This is a genomic window from Morganella morganii, assembly GCF_041099235.1.
GTDB lineage: Bacteria > Pseudomonadota > Gammaproteobacteria > Enterobacterales > Enterobacteriaceae > Morganella > Morganella morganii_E.
Map to the genome: position 1 here is coordinate 302919 of NZ_JBFZSO010000003.1, position 18579 is coordinate 321497.

21 protein-coding genes and 1 riboswitch are annotated in these 18579 nt (G+C 50.4%); of the genes, 11 read left to right on the forward strand and 10 right to left on the reverse strand.

The window, feature by feature from the left end; all coding sequences use genetic code 11:
- Positions 1-40: 40 nt before the first annotated feature.
- The 8 genes from mntP to pabB all read right to left on the reverse strand — a co-directional run bounded on the left by mntP (position 41) and on the right by pabB (position 8236).
- The gene (gene mntP, locus AB7038_RS07505) at positions 41-610 is read right to left on the reverse strand and encodes a manganese efflux pump MntP (protein WP_368888821.1); all 570 of its coding nucleotides are present in this window, start codon (positions 608-610) and stop codon (positions 41-43) included.
- Between the two features lie 6 nt (positions 611-616).
- Positions 617-814: riboswitch (yybP-ykoY riboswitch) on the reverse strand.
- Positions 815-971: 157 nt separating this feature from the next.
- The gene (locus AB7038_RS07510; protein WP_046024367.1) at positions 972-1430 is read right to left on the reverse strand and encodes a DUF986 family protein; all 459 of its coding nucleotides are present in this window, start codon (positions 1428-1430) and stop codon (positions 972-974) included.
- Between the two features lie 109 nt (positions 1431-1539).
- Positions 1540-2397, reverse strand: a complete 858-nt coding sequence (locus AB7038_RS07515) for a PTS mannose transporter subunit IID (RefSeq protein WP_004237386.1) — start codon at positions 2395-2397, stop codon at positions 1540-1542.
- Positions 2398-2411: 14 nt separating this feature from the next.
- Positions 2412-3209, reverse strand: coding sequence for a PTS mannose/fructose/sorbose transporter subunit IIC (locus tag AB7038_RS07520; protein ID WP_004237385.1), 798 nt, complete (start codon positions 3207-3209; stop codon positions 2412-2414).
- A 63-nt stretch (positions 3210-3272) separates the two neighbouring features.
- The gene (gene manX, locus AB7038_RS07525; RefSeq protein ID WP_170927072.1) at positions 3273-4256 is read right to left on the reverse strand and encodes a PTS mannose transporter subunit IIAB; all 984 of its coding nucleotides are present in this window, start codon (positions 4254-4256) and stop codon (positions 3273-3275) included.
- A 482-nt stretch (positions 4257-4738) separates the two neighbouring features.
- A complete protein-coding gene (locus tag AB7038_RS07530) occupies positions 4739-6103 on the reverse strand; it encodes an L-serine ammonia-lyase (RefSeq protein ID WP_368888470.1) in 1365 nt (454 codons plus the stop codon).
- A 190-nt stretch (positions 6104-6293) separates the two neighbouring features.
- On the reverse strand, positions 6294-6860 hold the full coding sequence (locus AB7038_RS07535; RefSeq protein WP_369453048.1) for a CoA pyrophosphatase: 567 nt from the start codon (positions 6858-6860) through the stop codon (positions 6294-6296).
- Complete coding sequence (gene pabB, locus AB7038_RS07540) at positions 6857-8236, reverse strand: aminodeoxychorismate synthase component 1 (protein ID WP_369453049.1); 1380 nt, start codon at positions 8234-8236, stop codon at positions 6857-6859. The genes AB7038_RS07535 and pabB overlap by 4 nt, the downstream gene beginning before the upstream one ends.
- Before the next feature lie 124 nt (positions 8237-8360).
- Between pabB and AB7038_RS07545 the strand changes: the two genes are divergently transcribed.
- Entirely contained in the window at positions 8361-8555 is a 195-nt protein-coding gene (locus AB7038_RS07545; protein ID WP_369453050.1) for a YoaH family protein, read from the forward strand.
- Positions 8556-8695: 140 nt separating this feature from the next.
- On the forward strand, positions 8696-9079 hold the full coding sequence (gene yebF / locus AB7038_RS07550; protein ID WP_368888467.1) for a protein YebF: 384 nt from the start codon (positions 8696-8698) through the stop codon (positions 9077-9079).
- Between the two features lie 54 nt (positions 9080-9133).
- On the opposite strand, the gene AB7038_RS07555 is transcribed toward yebF, so the two are convergent.
- Complete coding sequence (locus AB7038_RS07555) at positions 9134-9367, reverse strand: DNA polymerase III subunit theta (protein ID WP_025154120.1); 234 nt, start codon at positions 9365-9367, stop codon at positions 9134-9136.
- Positions 9368-9603: 236 nt separating this feature from the next.
- Here AB7038_RS07555 and ftnA point away from each other — a divergent pair, with 236 nt between their 5' ends.
- The 9 genes from ftnA (at position 9604) to AB7038_RS07600 (ending at position 17002) form a co-directional block, all read left to right on the forward strand.
- On the forward strand, positions 9604-10110 hold the full coding sequence (gene ftnA / locus AB7038_RS07560) for a non-heme ferritin (RefSeq protein ID WP_024472918.1): 507 nt from the start codon (positions 9604-9606) through the stop codon (positions 10108-10110).
- 191 nt (positions 10111-10301) lie between these two features.
- Positions 10302-10685, forward strand: a complete 384-nt coding sequence (gene copC, locus AB7038_RS07565; RefSeq protein ID WP_072867722.1) for a copper homeostasis periplasmic binding protein CopC — start codon at positions 10302-10304, stop codon at positions 10683-10685.
- 7 nt (positions 10686-10692) lie between these two features.
- A complete protein-coding gene (gene copD, locus AB7038_RS07570) occupies positions 10693-11592 on the forward strand; it encodes a copper homeostasis membrane protein CopD (protein ID WP_368888466.1) in 900 nt (299 codons plus the stop codon).
- 30 nt (positions 11593-11622) lie between these two features.
- Entirely contained in the window at positions 11623-11961 is a 339-nt protein-coding gene (locus AB7038_RS07575; protein WP_004237373.1) for a YebY family protein, read from the forward strand.
- A 379-nt stretch (positions 11962-12340) separates the two neighbouring features.
- Positions 12341-12838, forward strand: coding sequence for a GAF domain-containing protein (locus AB7038_RS07580; RefSeq protein WP_004237372.1), 498 nt, complete (start codon positions 12341-12343; stop codon positions 12836-12838).
- Positions 12839-12933: 95 nt separating this feature from the next.
- Entirely contained in the window at positions 12934-13629 is a 696-nt protein-coding gene (proQ, locus tag AB7038_RS07585) for an RNA chaperone ProQ (protein WP_072867724.1), read from the forward strand.
- Positions 13630-13647: 18 nt separating this feature from the next.
- Positions 13648-15693, forward strand: coding sequence for a carboxy terminal-processing peptidase (prc, locus tag AB7038_RS07590; RefSeq protein ID WP_349417914.1), 2046 nt, complete (start codon positions 13648-13650; stop codon positions 15691-15693).
- A 443-nt stretch (positions 15694-16136) separates the two neighbouring features.
- Positions 16137-16652 carry a methylated-DNA--[protein]-cysteine S-methyltransferase gene (locus AB7038_RS07595; RefSeq protein ID WP_369453051.1) on the forward strand — a complete coding sequence of 172 codons (516 nt, stop codon included), beginning with the start codon at positions 16137-16139 and terminating at the stop codon, positions 16650-16652.
- Complete coding sequence (locus AB7038_RS07600) at positions 16649-17002, forward strand: DUF488 domain-containing protein (RefSeq protein WP_368888464.1); 354 nt, start codon at positions 16649-16651, stop codon at positions 17000-17002. Before AB7038_RS07595 ends, AB7038_RS07600 begins: the two co-directional genes overlap by 4 nt.
- A gap of 156 nt (positions 17003-17158) precedes the next feature.
- Here AB7038_RS07600 and hemB read toward each other — a convergent pair whose 3' ends face one another.
- Entirely contained in the window at positions 17159-18133 is a 975-nt protein-coding gene (hemB, locus tag AB7038_RS07605) for a porphobilinogen synthase (RefSeq protein WP_046892269.1), read from the reverse strand.
- Positions 18134-18579 lie beyond the last annotated feature (446 nt).

The window sequence follows — 18579 nt, forward strand, 5'->3', positions numbered from 1 at the left end:
AAAGACCCGCCGTAGCGGGTCATCAGAAGTGATTAAGCGATTAACCAATGTGTTCATACAGAATGGTAAATCCGATCAGGATCAGCACAATTCCGCCGATAATTTCAGCCCGTTTACCCAGCATCGGGCCGATATAACGCCCGAGGATCATCCCGGTGGTGGCCATAATCATAGTCATCAGCCCGATAGTCATCGCAGTATGGACAATATTGACTTCCAGGAACGCAAGACCGACACCAATCGCCATCGCATCCAGGCTGGTGGCAACAGCTGTGGTGGCAAGATGTAATGCGCTGTGACGTTGTGGTTTTTCATGACGGGCGCAGCAGTCATCACCGGCGGTGACACTGTTGTAGATCATGCGGGCACCGAGGATAAACAGCAGTGCGAAGGCAATCCAGTGATCCCATTCCATCACGTAGCGGCTGGCGTAAATACCGATAGCCCAGCCGATCAGCGGGGTGACTGCTTCGATTATACCGAAGATAAAACCGGTGCGCAGTGCTTCACGTAAAGGTGGTTTGTGCAGGGTAGCGCCTTTGCAGACAGCAACGGCGAAGGCATCCATAGACAGGGCCAGGGCAAGGACGAGGGTGGCGTAAAAACTCATAAACTCAGTCTCGGTCGGGTAGCTTATCCATATACACACAATCCAACCCCGACCTCCGGTGAACTGCGTGTCTATGGTCTTGCCAACCGAAACGGCATCCGCACCATGCTGATATAATATCACGCAAGTATGTTGATACGGATTTTCTGTTATTTCCCCGGGAGGTTAATAACAGAACAGGCTACTCCCCAATGACGTGACCGGAAAGATATCACAGAAAATAAAAAAGGCAAGAATATATATTTTGATTTTAAAAGATGCTAATGAGAATGATTTTCATTATCTGATATTTTAATAAGATAATAAAGACTAATATCATCATTAGTCTTTATTTCTGTAGGGGGATAAAAAAGAGGGGTTATTATTTATTATTAATCATAAAATTATAAATCTTTTGTAAATCATCAAGATGCGTAACTTTTATGTAAATTTTACGATTTTCCAAACCCACAAGAAGAATGCCGTCTTCGGATAAATTCATTGTTTTAATTCTGTCATATTTAATATATGCATTGGCGTAAAAAAATCCGTCCTGCTTAAAATATAACTTCGGTGAACGAATAAAAGCCAGATAAATAGCAATGATAATACAGCCGGAAAGTAAATAAGTTGTTAACGGGCTGCCGTGTCCGGTTATATTATTATAAATAACAATACCGATAAGAAGGATAAAGATCACAGCGTCAGCGCGGTGATTACGGCGCAGTTTTATCCGCAGCTGTGTTTTGCCTTTCAGTGTGTTAACAATAAATTCGTCGTAGACGGCAAACAGCAGCATCAGCACAATCACAGCCAGCAGAACAATATCATTTACAGTCATTGTGGTTCTTTTCCCCTGAGGTGAAACAGAAAACGGGAGGCGAGCCTCCCGTTTAAACTACCATACTCTTTCTGAAAATACGCGTTCGTCAGAACGTGTTTTTTGCCGGTTACAGTCCCAGGAAACCAAAGACATAACCCAGAATGCCCAGCACAAAGAAGCCGATAATAATCAGCAGGGCATTCACTTTATGACGCAGCAGCCACATACAGCCGAATGTCAGCAGCAGCGGCATCAGGCCCGGCATCAGCTGGTTGAGGATGGTCTGGACAGTGGTGATTTCCATCTCGCCGGTGGTCGGGTTTTTAATTTCCGACACCACCAGCGGGATATTCACTTTTGTCCATTTGTTCACCAGCGCACCCATAACAAACAGACCGAGGATTGACGCCCCCTCTGTCAGTTTCTGCAGGAAGCCGCCGCCCATATCCTGAACAATATCCAGGCCTTTTTTGTAGCCGTAAGCCACGCCGTAGTAACGGGTTGCCAGGCGGACCAGGTTAAACAGGAAGAAGAACAGTAACGGCCCGAGCAGGCTGCCGGTCATGGCAATCCCCGCACCGAGGGCGGCAAAGACCGGACGCACGGTACCCCAGAAAATCGGGTCACCGACACCGGCCAGCGGCCCCATCAGACCGACTTTGATACCGTTGATGGCACCATCGTCGATAGCCGCACCATTAGCGCGCTGCTCTTCCATTGCACAGGTTACACCGAGGATAGGCGCAGCCATATACGGGTGGGTGTTAAAGAACTCCATATGGCGTTTGATAGCCTGTCTGCGTTCTTCATTATTTTCCGGATAAAGACGGCGGATCACCGGTACCATGGAGAAGGCGTAGCCCATTGCCTGCATACGTTCAAAGTTCCATGAACCCTGAAACAGGTTTGAGCGGATGAATACACCCCGGATGTCGCTCTTTCTTAACTGTTTTCTGCCGGTTACGTTGCTTGTAGTATCAACCATGTTGCTCACCTTACTTAGTCTAACTCGTTATCCAGGTCGTTTTTGCTGCCGGCAGCGACAACGACTTCCGATTTGTTGTATTTCGGACTGAGCTGAATATACAGCACAGCCATAACCGCACCGATCACACCCAGCGCAACCAGGTTGAAATCAGTAAATGCCGCGGTAACGAAACCCAGATAGAAGAATGGCATCAGGTAGCCGGCACGCATCATGTTGATAACCATCGCGTAACCGACCACAACAATCATGCCCCCGGCGATATTCAGACCGTTGGTGACCCAGTCAGGAATCGAGTCAAGCATTTCACGGACAACATCAGTACCGACAGACACGGCCACAATGACAGCCGGGATAGCGATACGCATTGCCTGTAACAGCAGGGCACCGACGTGGATCATCCCCAGCGCGGTGAGATTCCCCTTATCAGCCGCACGGTCACCCATGTGCTGGAAGGCCACGGTGATGGTACGGACGATAATGGTCAGCACCTGACCGGCAGCCGCCAGCGGAATGGCCAGCGCGATACCGGCACCGATGTTCTGGCCCCCGGCGATAACCAGGATGGTGGAAATGATGGATGCCAGCGCCGCATCCGGTGCCACAGCCGCACCGATGTTCATCCAGCCGAGTGCGATCATTTCCAGCGTACCGCCGATCATGATCCCGGTTTTCATGTCACCCAGTACGATCCCCATCAGCGTACAGGCGACCAGCGGGCGGTGGAACTGGAATTCATCGAGGATTGACCCCATACCTGCAACACAGGCAACGATGAAGACCAGGACGATTTGTACAACGGAAAGTTCCATTGTGTTTCTCCTTTAACCAGTCATTTTGCAGACAACAAATTTTGTATTGAGTAATGGGTCAAATTAACTTTCAGCTTTGCTGATTAAATCCATCATTTTTATTTTTGAATCGGTGGAGACTTTGCGGACTTCCAGCTCGATGTTGCGGTCATTCAGCGCTTTGAATGCCACGATATCGTTTTCATCGATAGAAACCGCGTTGTTAACCTGTTTTTTACCTTCGTGGAAGGCCATCCCGCCGATGTTGACTGATTTAATCTCCACACCGTCTTCCACCAGGCGCAGAACATCCGCCGGGTTGGTGAACAGGAGCATGCAGCGGTCATTGGCGTATTTCGGGTTATTCCAGACACGCACCATTTTCGCCACATCCACTACGTGCGCGGTTACACCAGGAGGAGCAACCTGCTTGAGCAGTGTTGAACGGACGGTATCTTTGGCAACCTCGTCACTGACAACAATAATGCGTTTGACGTTGGTTTCTTTGGTCCAGCGGGTGGCGACCTGGCCGTGGATCAGACGGTCATCAATACGGGCGAGGGCGATAGTCATGTGTCCGCCCGGGCCTGCCGGTGCCGCCGGCTGTGCGGCCGGTTTTGGTGCAGGCGCCGCTTTCGGTGCCGGTTCGTCCTGTGCTTTCAGGGCGCGTATCCCTTCACGGCCGGTTTCCAGCGCCACCGCAACCAGTTCCTGTAATGACGGATTATCATCACGGCACATAAAGGTTTCGACCAGCATCGGCACGTTAACGCCTGTGACTATCTCATAATTGCTGTTGCCGCCTGCGGCCTGATCCTGCTCAGTCACAATACGGTTTGCTGCGTTGAACGGGCTGCCGCCCCAGGTATCAACGAGGAATAATACCCCGTCAGCGGTTGATAAACCGGGCAGCTTCTCATTGTACTTCGCATATAGTGTGTCGGCATTTTCCCCCGGTACGAAATCGATGAAGGAGACGTTCTCCTGTTCACCGATCAGCATTTCCGTCGTGCGCAGTAACTGCTCAGCGGCTTTGCCGTGGGTGCCAATCATAATGGCTATACTCACCTCTGTTCCCCCTTAACATCAGTCAGGATGGTTCTTGTGTATTACACAGAATCTTTTATGGGTCAGAAAAAAACCGTAAGACTCCGGTGTAAAGATAGTCTCAGGCCCGTGATACCGCTAATTATTTACGTTTAAACAGCGGTAATTAATTTCGGGGCACTAATTAAATAGAAGGTTAACATTCTATGAAGGTAAAAAAACTTGCTTTCCGTCAGAAAACAACAAAACAGAAACATTAAACACTTAATTATAGTTAATTATTGTGTTGAATGAGTTATTTGTCAGAGTGATGAGGTGTTATTTGATTATTTGGCAGAGTTATACACTGTGGTATTTTACATATTATAAACATTTTCATCTGAAAACATCACAAATCGATCGAAAAGTGACCGGTGCTGATGCGCTTCAGGTAAAAAATATCCCTGCAATGTTGCAGGGATATTAATGTTAGCGAATTATGTTTTGTGAATTAACTCACAAAATCAGTCGCACTGAACCTTGATTGCAAGACCGCCGCGTGATGTTTCACGGTATTTGGCGTTCATGTCTTTCCCGGTTTCATACATGGTTTCGATGACTTTATCGAGAGAAACGCGCGGTGCGCTGGTACGGCGCATTGCCATACGGGCGGCGTTGATCGCTTTCACTGAGGCAATGGCGTTACGTTCGATGCACGGCACCTGAACCTGACCGGCAACCGGGTCACAGGTTAAGCCCAGGTTGTGTTCCATACCGATTTCTGCGGCCACACAGACCTGCTCAGGGCTGCCGCCGAGGATTTCAGCCAGACCGGCTGCCGCCATTGAGCAGGCCACACCGACTTCGCCCTGACAACCGACTTCCGCACCGGAGATAGAGGCGTTCATTTTGTACAGAATACCGACCGCGCCGCAGGCGAGGAAGTAGCGGAGATAGGTTTCCGGTGTCACTTTCTCGATGCAGTGATCATAATACGCCAGTACCGCAGGGACGATCCCGCAGGCACCGTTTGTCGGTGCGGTGACCACACGGCCGCCTGCGGCGTTTTCTTCGTTGACCGCCAGTGCAAACATATTGACCAGGTCAACCACGTTCATCGGGTCTTTGGAGAGTTTACCGGCGGAGTTGATCAGGCGGTTCAGTGCAGCGGCACGGCGTGGCACACGCAGCGGCCCCGGCAGAATGCCTTCGGTTTCCAGACCGTGGGCGATACAGTCAGTCATGGTTTTGTAGACATCGGCGAAATACGCGTCGATCTCTTCACGGCTGTGCATATCCAGTTCATTTTTCAGCATCAGGGAGGAGACGGAAAGCCCGGTCTGATGGCAGTGGTTCAGCAGTTCTTCAGCTGAGGCATACGGGTAGGACACCGGTGTTTCGTTGGCGTTATCCTGACCAAAATGCTCGGCATCGACGATAAAACCGCCGCCGATGGAGTAATAGGTTTTGGTGTACAGCTCTTCATCACCGGCAAATGCGGTGATGCTCATACCGTTTTCGTGCAGCGGCAGGTTACCGGTGTGGAAATTCATACCGCCTTCACGCGGGAAGTCCACCGTCTGCTGACCATTGGCCAGGGACAGACGCTCAGTCTCTTCGACATCGCGGATAAAACCGGCGATACCATCGATATCGACAGTTGCCGGTAAGTTACCGGCCAGACCCATAATGATGGCGATATCGGTATGGTGACCTTTCCCGGTTAAGGAGAGTGATCCGTAGACATCAACAGAAACGCGGGTCACGCGGGAAATCAGACCTTTTTCAACCAACTCATCAGCAAACTGCTTCCCGGCTTTCATCGGCCCTACGGTGTGGGAGCTGGAAGGACCAATCCCCACTTTAAACATGTCAAAAACGCTAATCACGTCAGACTCCTTAAAAAACAATGTAATAGTGATTTATCGTAAAGCGCGTTACTTTACTGTTATTTGCTCACACGGATAAAGTAGTTTATCGCATTTTTCACTGCGGAACAGCGCTTTCGGATAAAATTCGGGCATACCTGATGAAAAAAAGCAGGGGGAAATAGGGCAGAAGTGTGAATTCGGTTACAAATCAATCATTTTTCACTTGCGTTGCGAGACGATATAAAATACCCGCTGTTAACCCCCAAATCATCCGTCCCTCATATAGGTAAAAATAGAGGCGGCGCTCCACCGTATTGCGGGTCATATCAATGTAGCGGTAGCGGTTCAGATCGAGGGCGGCATCCAGCGGCAGCTCAAAAATATCTGACACTTCCTGCGGGTTGCCGGCCAGCGGCAGAGACGGCGGAATAATCCCGACCACCGGGGTGACCCGGAAGCCGGTCACACTGTCTACCGGTGCCATTTGTCCCAGTACCTGTACGGCCTGAGGCGGAATACCGACTTCCTCACGTGCTTCGCGCAGTGCGGTGGCGATGGGGGAAATTTCGCCCGGATCTGCCGCGCCGCCGGGCAGGGCGATCTGCCCCGGGTGGGAGCGCAGTGACGCTGCCCGTTGTGTCAGCAGGATCCCGGGCCGGGCTTTATTGGTGATAGGCAGCAAAACCGCCGCCCGGCGATCCCGCTCACCGGCAATTTCCGCTTCGGAAGGGCGGGTTAGCTGAAACCGGGGAATAAAGCGCTCAAGCGGACTCATGATGTTTTCTCCGGCAGAACTGTCAGTATTCGGCCCAGTTTATCGAACGTTTCCTGGTATTCATCTGCGGCACGACTGTCTGCGACAATCCCGCCACCGGCCCGGCAATAGAGATGGTTGTCTTCAGCAATCAGGGTTCTGATCGCGATATTGGTGTCCATGGTGCCGCAGGCACTGATATAACCGACGGAGCCGCAATAGGCATGGCGGCGGACAGGTTCGAGCTCTTCAATAATTTCCATCGCGCGGATTTTCGGCGCGCCGGTAATCGAACCGCCCGGGAAACAGGCGCGCAGCAACTGTGCCGCACGGCATGCCGCCGGTAACTGTGCTGTGATGGTGCTGACCAGATGCCAGACTGCCGGGAACGGCTCAACTGCAAACAGCGACGGCACACTGACCGAGCCCGGAAGTGCCACCCGGCCGATATCATTGCGCATCAGATCCACAATCATCAGGTTTTCCGAGCGATCTTTCTCTGATGCGGCCAGCGCCTGTTTTTCAGCATCGTCGGCCTGCGGATCATCCAAATGACGCGGACGGGTACCTTTAATCGGGCGGGTTTCTGCGGTGCCGTCTTTCAGCCACAGAAAGCGTTCCGGTGAAACAGTCAGAATGGCGGCTTCCGGCAGACGGAGAAACGCGGAAAACGGTGCCCGGTTTTCGTCATTCAGCAGCAGAAACGCCTGCCATTCATCCCCCTCATACGGGGCGGAAAAACCCTGTGACAGATTGACCTGATAACAATCGCCGGCCTGCAGGTAGTCATGAATACGGGCAATTTTTTCGTGATATTCCGCTTCGGTCATATCGGACTGCCAGCGGCCGGTCAGGGCGAAAGGCCGGCTGTCCGGAGCTTTCTGACTTTCCAGCCAGTGCAGACGTTCGGCGGGATCGGTATAGGTGATTAATGTGGCGCGGAGGCGCCGGTGGTCAACAATCACCGCCCAGTCGTAAATGCCAACGGCCATATCCGGCACAGACAGCTCATTACGTGCCAGTGACGGCAGAGACTCGGTTCGCCGCCCGAGATCATATCCCCATAATCCCATCGCGCCGCCCGCAAACGGATAGTCATCGTGCGGTTGAGGAGCCAGCCCGCACTGTGCAAGCGCCGCATCCAGTAACTGAAACGGGTCATCATTTTGACGGACACGCTGCCCCCGGCTATCTTCAGTTAAGGTCTCATCGCCTCTGGTGGTGAGTGTCATCAGGGGATCGGCGGTCAGAATATCAAAGCGGTTATGCTGATGCTGAGCACTGCCGGAGTGCAGCAGCATGGCCCACGGCTGATGTGACAGCGGGGCAAACAGGGTCAGGGCGAGACCGGGATGATAATCCAGTGGTGTCAGTACAGGTACGGAATGTGATGTCATAATTCAGTCTGTCAGTAATCTGTGTCCGGAAACTGCCGGTTATCTTATCGGAAAACAGGCGGATGCGTCCCGCCATCTTTATGAGTATAATGTGTTTTTTACTGAAATGTTATAGAAGGTGATTATGTTTACCGGAATGCCCGCGTTAAGTCATGAAGAACAGCAGGCCGCAGTTGAGCGGATCCACACCCTGATGCAGGAAGGTATGAGCAGTGGTGAGGCTATCGCACAGGTCGCGGCGGAGTTACGCGAACGGCATCACGGTGGTGAGCAGATCCGCGCGCTGTTTGATGAGGAAGAAGACGACAGCGAAGAATAGAAACAAATATTTAACAAGTGTCACAATTTCCTGATAATAAATATGTTACTTTGCAGCAATAAGCATTAAGTGAAATTTAATTAAGCGCTATTGTATAAAAATGACATTTAGTCTCTTTCGGGATTAAAACAGGAGGTTTTATGAAGGCAATGAATCTGTTCACCCGTACCGGATTGGCAGGTGCAGGTATTCTGCTGGCATTCACCGTCAGCGCACAGGCTCCGGCCACGACGGAAGTCAAAAATGAGCGTATGGTGACTTTCCCGGCGTGTGAGTCGCTGAATAAAGATCAGATAGCGGCACAGGTAAAATATGACTTTGTGCAGAGCCGTTACCCGCGCTGGCAGGATGACAAAGCGCTGCTGGGCAGCAAGCCGGTTGCCTGGGTGAACGTGGCGGAAGTGACTGAGAAAGACGGTAATTACAGCGTACCGCTGGTTGTGCGCGGCTCGAAAAAACAGGTCAGTTACACGGTTGATATTAATTGTGCAGCGAAGACCATGACATACAGTCTGCCGCAGTAATGACACTGACGGTTAAACCGTAAAAAGGCGTGCAACTGCACGCCTTTGTTATATTCAGCGTTTGGCGTTTGGTTCATACGGCAGGCGGGAAAGCCCGGCACTGCGCTGGCGGTAAAACACCAGACGTTCGGCAAAATAGGCACGCAGGGATTCAGGCAGTGTCTGCTGCACCTGCTCGGCGATCACCGGCATGTTATAGCGCTCTTTAAAGGCGACACCGGATGCGGCTAAGTCCGCATTGATTTTATCCATCTCTTCCTGGCTGAGTTCGGCAAGATTATAACCCACGATATGCTCCTGTAACGGCTGACGGCCTTAACTTAACTGAGCTGCCGCCGGACTGCAAGCCCGGATTGACGTGTATTCGGCATCCCCATAAAGAGAATGCGATTAATTCTGATTATCCTTACAAAATCATTTTGTTTTCAATATGTTGTGAATTTATTAAATAGCACTTTTCTTCCCGGCAGGAGTGTGCATAATGACCGCAGATGATGAAATAAACGACTGACAGGAGCCTGTATATGTTAAAGCCGGATATGGTCAAACAACTGAATGCCCAGCTGAATCTTGAATTTTATTCCTCAAATTTATATCTGCAGATGAGCGCATGGTGTGCTGATAAAGGCTACGAAGGTGCTGCCGCATTTCTGAAAGCGCACGCAGCGGAAGAAATGGAACATATGCAGCGCCTGTTTAATTACCTCAGCGATACCGGCGCGATGCCGCTGCTCGGGGCCATTGATGCTCCGCCGTCAGAATTCAGTTCAGTGAGTGATATTTTCACCCTGACGCTGGAACATGAAAAATTAATTACTGATGAAATTAATAAGTTGGTTCATGCTGCGCTGACCTCACAGGATTACTCCACCTTTAACTTCCTGCAATGGTATGTGGCTGAGCAGCACGAAGAAGAAAAACTGTTTAAATCCGTGCTGGATAAATTCGCAATGGTGGGTGACAGCGGTAAATCGCTGTTCCTGCTGGATAAAGATCTGGGCCGGATGGCAAGCGAACCATCAGCAAGCTGATTATTTCTGACAGTATTATTATTTATAATATAACCACACAATTATCATAATATACTGATATTTGTGTGGTTTTTATTTGTGTTACCGATCACAAAAAACACTCTCCGGCCTGTGAAGGTTTCCGCAATGCCCCCGGTTGCGCTAGTATGTCCCGCATAATTACATCACCTGCAAAAATGAGGCATACCATTATGTTAACCAACCTGACCGCGCACTGGCGCAAATTATCTGCTGTTGTTGTTTTGTTTGTCGGTTTATCCGGCCAGCAGGCGTTTGCCCACGCTCATGTCAAAACGCTGGTTCCGGCGGCAGATGCGGCGGTGACCGGCTCACCGGAAAATATCTCTCTGGATTTTTCAGAAGGGATTGAACTGAAATTCAGTAAAATCAGTGTGAAAGATGCACAGAATAAATCTGTTGCAGCCGGAAAACCGGAACTGGCGGAAGGGAATGATACCCGTCTGATCCTGCCGCTGACAGAAACCCTGCCGGCCGGTATCTATCACGTTGAATGGAAAGTGGTTTCTGTTGACGGGCACAAAACCAACGGTGACTATCAGTTTACGGTGAAATAAGCCGGTTATGGAACTGACACCGGAAGCGCTGCTGATTATCTGCCGCTTCATTCATTTTACGGCCGTGATGCTCCTTGCGGGATGCGGCCTGTTCTCTGTTCTGCTGCCCGGTGACCGGGTGGCGCTGCTGCTGCGGGCCCGTCTGCGTTATACCGCCCGCAGTGCAGCTGTGTTTACGGCCCTGACAACGTTCCTCTGGCTGCTGCTGCAGGCGGCACTGATGGGGGACGGCTGGGCGGATATGCAGGATCCGGATATTATTCTTGCGGTGCTTTCCACCTCTTTCGGGGAGATCTGGCGCTGGCAACTGGTGCTTGCCGTTATTCTCTGCGGCGGACTGCTGCTGCCGTCCGGACGGGCGCAAAGCTGTCTGTTTCTTAGCTGTGCCGCAGTGATGCTGGCGCTGCATGCCTTTACCGGCCACGGTATGCTGTACAGCGGCTGGACAGGGCGGCTTTATCAGCTTAATCAGGTTGTTCATCTGCTCAGTGCTGCTTACTGGTTCGGCGGGTTGTGGCCGTTCCTGGTCTGTCTGCTGATCCTGCTGCGGCGTGACAAGCTCGCACAGGGACTGCCGAAAGAAGTGGTGGCAACCCTGATCCGTTTTTCAAACCTGGGGCATCTCGCTGTCTTTCTGGTACTGGTAACCGGCCTTATCAGCACCATGCTGCTGTTGCCGGACTGGCCGCAGTGGAGCGGCAGTGATTATCAGGCACTGTTATGGCTGAAAACAGGGCTGGTGCTGACGATGGTGCTTCTGGCGGTGATAAACCGTTATGCGGTGGTACCGAAAATCGCACAATCGGGCCGCTTCCGCCTGTTGATGATTAACAGTTGGGTTGAGATAATTCTCGGCACACTGGCCATTTTAATGGTGGCGATTTTTGCAACTTATCAGCCTGCATAACGCCGGGCAGGCTGACAACCGGGACACACTATGAAGAAAGCTCTGGCATTAATTCCTCTTTTACTGGCAGGTGCGGCACAGGCTGCGCCGCTGAAAACCATCAGCAAGTTTGAGTTTGGTGAAAAGTGGCCGTTTACCCGTGAGGAAGTGATGATCAACTGCCGGGACGGAAATGCACTGTGGGTGATTAATCCGTCCACACTGATGTCGTATCCTCTGAATGATGTGGCGGCACAACAGGCAAAAGAGCAAAAAATAAAGGTGACTGATCTCTCAGTTATCACATTAAAACAAACCGGAGACGCGGAAAAAGGCATGGATCTTACCCCGATTATTGAAGCTGCCGGTGCGCTGTGTGGTGATAAATAACACATATTAATTATGAAATTTAACGATTAATATTCGGTTATTAATTAACCAGCTGAAATATAAGCCATTTAAATCAGATATATGTTAACGATTTGATAAATAAATATTTTGCATATGTAACCAAACCGACTAATCTTAATCATGTAGGTTGTACGATATTTTCAATGGCAATTTTAGCGCACGGCTCGCTATGAGCCTTTTTCCCTGGACCGGATAGAGGACTTTATCCGGTCTCTTTTTTATTCCCGCCGTTCTTCTCCCTCATTTTCACGAAAAAATGCGAAAGGATTTGTAATAATCCTATAGGGCTGCCCCGTTATTTGATATAAATTAAACATTACTTTAACCGGATAATTAACCCGTAACTGTAGTGTGACACATGAATAAACTCGCGTTTTATCAGGATTTAACCCGCCGTTTAACATCGCTTATCAGTGATGAAAAAGATGTCATCGCGACACTGTCCAATGTCAGTGCCGTCCTTTTTGACGAGCTGGAACAGATAAACTGGGCCGGATTCTATCTCCTTCAGGGGGATACCCTCGTGCTGGGGCCGTTCCAGGGGAAAGTGGCCTGTGTCCGCATTCCGGTTGGTCGTGGTGTCTGCGGAACTGCGGTTGCTCAGGGGCAGGTTATCCGTGTGGATGATGTGCATGATTTCGCCGGACATATTGCCTGTGATTCGGCCAGTAACTCAGAAATAGTGTTGCCGCTCGTGGTAAATGGTCAGATTATCGGCGTACTGGATATCGACAGCCCGGTTTTTAATCGTTTTGATAATAATGATGAAATTGGTCTCAAAGCCTTGAATGACGTGCTCTGCGCACATCTGGCAACGTGCTTTATGCCGAAATATCGTGAAATGATCGCAAGTTAGGCCTCCGGGAGCATAGCATTTGTCTGCAACACTATTATAATGACGCCTGTTCATGCCTGCTGGTTGGCAAAGCACCGTTGTAATCAGGAAAATTCATGGAAAATCAACCCAAGTTGAATAGCAGTAAAGAAATTATTTCATTTTTGGCTCAGCGCTTCCCGCAATGCTTTGTGGCAGAAGGCGAAGCCCGTCCGCTGAAAATCGGCATCTTCCGCGATATCGTCAGTCGTATCACTGAAGAAGATGGTATCAGTAAAACACAGTTACGTACCGCACTGCGGATGTACACCTCCAGCTGGCGCTATCTGTACGGCGTTAAAGAAGGGGCTAAACGTGTTGACCTGGATGGTAACGATTGCGGCGATCTGGAAGCGGAACATGTTGAACATGCCCGTACCCAGTTAGCGGAAGCGAAAGCCAGAGTCCAGGCGCAGCGCGCGCAGAAACGTGAGCAGGACGGTGAGAAAAAACCGCGTCCGGCAGATAAAGCCGCCGCTGACTCCTCCCGCCGCAGCCGTACGGATAAGCCTAAAGCGCCGCGTACCGGTAAAGCTCCGTCGCCGAAATCCGCTGATGCACCACGTAAACCACGTGCACCACGTCCCGAATCTCAGTCTGAACTGACACCAATCACTGATATTCAGGCACTGAAGGTGGGGCAGCAACTGAAGGTGACAGTAGGCTCCGGCGTTATGGATGCGCAGGTTCTCGAGATCACCAAAGACGGTGTACGTGTTCAGCTGCCTTCAGGGTTGGCAATGATCGTGCGTGCGGAACACTTAAAATTCTGATACGGAGTCAACCGAGGCATGAACAAATTTTTACCCCTGGCGTTGCTCATCGGATTTAGTTTAACCGGCAATACGATGGCTAAAACCGGCACCTCTGCGCTGCCGGATGTTAAAATCAGCCAGCTGCCGGATACTCAGCAGGCACCGGAGCACTCCACGGTCAGTGAGCGTGTGACGTCCCGGTTTCTGCATTCCCATTACCGCCAGTTTCAGCTGGACCCGGAATTTTCAGCGAAAATTCTGGAACGCTACCTGAATCTGCTGGATTACAGCCACAACGTCTTCTTGGCGTCTGATGTGGCGAAATTCAGTAAAAACAAAGCAGATGTCGGCAACTATCTCCGCAAAGGGGAGTTACAGCCGTTATACGATCTGTTTAACCTGTCACAAAAACGCCGTTTTGAGCGCTTTCAGTACGCACTGAACCGCCTGAAACAGCCGATGAATTTTGACGGCGACGATGTCATTGATGTGGACCGGAGCAAAGCACCGTGGCCGCAGACGGAAGCCGAGCTGGATAAACTGTGGGATGCCAAAGTCAAATATGACTGGCTGACCCTGAAACTGTCCGGCAAAGATGACAATGAAATCAAAGAGACCCTCACCAAGCGCTATACCTATGCTCTGAAGCGTCTGACACAGACGAAAAGTGAGGATGTTTTCCAGCTGATCATGACTGCGTTTGCCCGCGAGATTGACCCGCACACCAGTTATCTCTCCCCGCGCAATACCGAGCAGTTTAACTCTGAAATGAGCCTGTCTCTGGAAGGTATCGGTGCCGTGCTGCGGATGGACGATGATTATACTGTGATTAATTCACTGGTCGCCGGTGGTCCTGCGCTGAAGAGCAAGGAACTGGCGGTCGGGGATAAAATTCTGGCCGTCGGCCAGGCCGGTAAGCCGATGGTGGATGTGGTCGGCTGGCGCCTGGATGATGTGGTATCACAAATCAAAGGTGCCAAAGGCAGTAAAGTCCGCCTGGAAGTGCTGGGTGATACCAAAGGGGCCAAACCACGTATTGTGACCCTGACCCGTGAGCAGATCCGCCTGGAAGACAGAGCGGTGAAAATGACCATCAAACAGGTCGGCGACCAGAAAGTCGCGGTGCTCAATATTCCGGGCTTCTATGTGGGTCTGACCAATGACACCAAAACCCAGCTGCAGAAACTGGCCAAAGAGAAAGTGGATGCGGTGATTATCGATCTGCGCGGTAACGGCGGCGGTGCGCTGACAGAAGCGGTTGATCTGTCCGGTCTGTTTATCACCAGTGGTCCGGTGGTGCAGGTGCGGGATAATAACGGCCGTGTCCGTGAAGATGCAGACAGCGATGATGTTATCTATTACAAAGGCCCGCTGGTGGTGATGGTTGATCGCCTGAGCGCATCCGCGTCTGAGATTTTCGCGGCAGCCATGCAGGATTACGGTCGTGCGCTGATTGTCGGTGAGCCGACTTTCGGTAAAGGTACCGTGCAGCAGCACCGTCCTGTCAGCCGTATTTACGACCAGATGCTGCGTCCTGAATGGCCGGACTTAGGCTCTGTGCAATATACTATCCAGAAATTCTACCGTATTAACGGCGGCAGTACCCAGCGCAAAGGGGTAACGCCGGATATCATTATGCCGACCGGCTTTGATAACGACGATATCGGTGAAAGTTTTGAAGATAATGCATTACCGTGGGACAGCATTGCCCCGGCGCAGTATTCACAGACGGATATTATCCGTAAAGCAGTACCTGAACTGGCACAGAAATATCAGGAACGTTCAAAAACCGATCCGGAATTCGCTTATATTTACGAAGACCTGGCACGGTTTAAAGCCAATAAGCCGACTCAGTATATTATTTCCCTGAATTACGCGAAGCGTGATAAAGAAGATAAAGAACTGGAAGGGATTAAGCTGAAACGGATTAATGAACGTTATGCCCGTGAAGGCAAGAAACCGCTGGCAAATCTCGAGGCACTGCCGAAAGATTATGAAGGGCCGGACGCGTATCTTGATGAAACCGTTAAGATTGCCGCTGATCTGGCAAAAGTGCCGGACATCAGTAAGAGTGCGCAATAACCGGTTATTTTACGGAATAGCACCAATAAAAAAATCGACAGCATTCAGGCTGTCGATTTTTTTTGTGCCGCATAAATACAGTGGCACCGGCAATTTGTCGCGTATTAATTAAAAGAAGCGCGGTACAGAAATTGTCATAACTGCAGTGGTAATACGATCAAAAGTTGTTTTTGTGGATTTAATTAATTTAGCCATAACAATTCCTCCATTATTTCTGAAAATAATGTTCAATACTCAGGTGAATGTGTTTATCTGTTAATCTAAACTGGTACAGTTAATGTGCTGTATCGTTGGGATGTACTTTACTCATTAGTGTGAGTTCAATCAAGTTTTCACTCAAAAGAAGTTGAGCACAATAAAATCAATTTTAACTCATAAAATAGACAGTTTCGTAAAGAAAACGGTACATCTGCCGGTGATGTACGGAGAACAAAGGAATATTGATGATATTTCGTACACAATTCAGCACAGTACTGGGTGAAATGTCGGCAGCGGCAACAGAGCAGGGTGTTTGTTTTCTGGAATTTACGGAAGACAACCGCCGCGAAGATACCTTACAGCTGGTCTCAGCCCGGCTGAACATGCTGGTAACAGACGGAAATCATCCTCACCTGGCGCTGCTGGAGTCACAACTGCAGGACTATTTCGCCGGTAAACGGATGATATTTACCGTTCCGCTGGTGCTGCCGGGAACGCCTTTTCAGCAAAAAGTCTGGGATGCATTATTGTCTGTGCCGTTTGGCAGTACCGTTACTTACAGTATGCTGGCGGAGTCATTGTCCTCACCGCGCGCTGTCCGGGCCGTCGGGCGGGCCAACGGGATGAATCCGGTTTCCGTGCTGGTGCCGTGTCACCGTGTTACCGGCAAAAATGGTGAACTGACCGGCTATGCAGGAGGGACTGACCGCAAAGCCTGGTTACTGGCTCATGAAAAACAGGTTAAAGGAGCAGCAGTATGATTTTCTGCAAACGGGTTTATGATGAGGTCGCGGAAAGTGACGGTTACCGGGTACTGGTTGACCGGTTGTGGCCGCGCGGAATTAAAAAAACCGATCTGAATTACGATGAATGGAATAAGGATGTTGCGCCTGATACAGAATTACGTAAGTGGTTCCATGCCAACAGTGATCAGTTTGCGGAGTTTGAACGGCGTTACCGTGCGGAGCTGGCGAGCAGGCCGCAAAGCTGGCAAACGCTGGTGGCAAAAGCGGTACAGGGCAATCTGACACTGCTGTTTGCGGCAAAGGATAAAGAGCATAACCAGGCTAAAGTGCTGAAGGCATTTCTGGAAGAAAAGAATAAAAAGTGAAGTTTGTAAGTCCGGTGTTTGCGCCTGACGGCAACGGGCAAAACGAAAAGTCGCTGTAAACACATCCTTGTGCGCTCAGGCGCGTCATCCATGACGCGCATGCTTTTCGTTGACCTGCCCGTTACCACAGGCTTGTCAGCATGAGCTTTTGTACAATCAGCTCAGGATCTTATTCTCTGCCAGACTCAGGGCAAAATAACTGAAGATTAAATCTGCCCCGGCGCGTTTGATGGAGCCGAGGGTTTCCAGCGCAACGCGGGTTTCATCAATCGCACCGGCCTGTGCGGCCAGTTTGATCATTGCGTATTCACCGCTCACCTGGTAGGCCGCCAGCGGCAGATTTGAACGCTCACGCACATCACGCAGAATATCCAGATAAGCACCGGCCGGTTTGACCATCAGCATATCCGCACCTTCCTGCTCATCGATCAGGGATTCACGGATAGCTTCACGGCGGTTCATCGGATCCATCTGATAGGTTTTGCGGTCGCCTTTCAGACAGGAGCCGGCAGCATCACGGAACGGGCCGTAAAGGGCAGAGGCGAATTTGGTGGAGTAGGACACAATCCCGGTCTGATGGAACCCGGCGGCATCCAGTGCCAGACGGATAGCCCGTACCTGGCCGTCCTGGGCGGCAGAAGGGGCGATAAAATCAGCACCTGCCTGTGCGGCAATCACCGCCTGTAACCCGAGATTATGCAGGGTTTCGTCGTTATCCACCACGCCGTCATGCACCACACCGCAGTGCCCGTGGCTGGTGTATTCACAGAAACAGGTATCGGACATCACCACCATCTCAGGCACGGTCTCTTTACAGATACGGGACATCCGCGCAACCAGACCATCTTCCGCCCAGGCATCACTGCCGGTTGCATCCAGATGATGTGAAACACCGAATGTCATGACGGATTTAATGCCGGCTTTGGCGATCCGCTCGATTTCGTAGGCCAGTCGCTTTTCCGGAATGCGCATAACGCCCGGCATGCTGTCGATGGCTTTATAGTCATCAGCGCCTTCTTCGACAAAAATCGGTAACGCGAGGTCATTGAGGCTTAATGAGGTTTCCCGGAACAGATCACGCATCTGCGGGGTCTGACGAATTCTTCTGAGACGCTGGATGTCATGTTGCATAACGACAGTTGCTCCTTATTTCATAAAAAATAATGCGGTCAGTATAAACCTTTCAGAGGAGGATGGGGTACAGGCAGAAAAAAATAAGGCTCCGCTGAGGGAGCCTGAAAACGATGTGCGTTTATCTTCAGAATATAATACGGGCGATTTTATTGAGCTCTGAGATAAAACGTCTGATATTTTTTATTGCAGGTAACATAATTGCGTTCTTGTTTATTGCGTTCTCACAATTCGATGACATAACTTTAGCACTTTGTTGATGAGTGTCAATCTTTCGCACAAATTAAATTTAACATTTAAACTAAATTTGATTTGAACCGATACAGCTCAAAAATGCTCAGTCTGTCCGTCAGAGACGGTTGCGGTAGAATGTGACCACACAGAAGGACGCAGTGACGTTGTCTAACTCTTTTAAGAAGCGGGCTAAAAATCGCATAGTGAGTGTC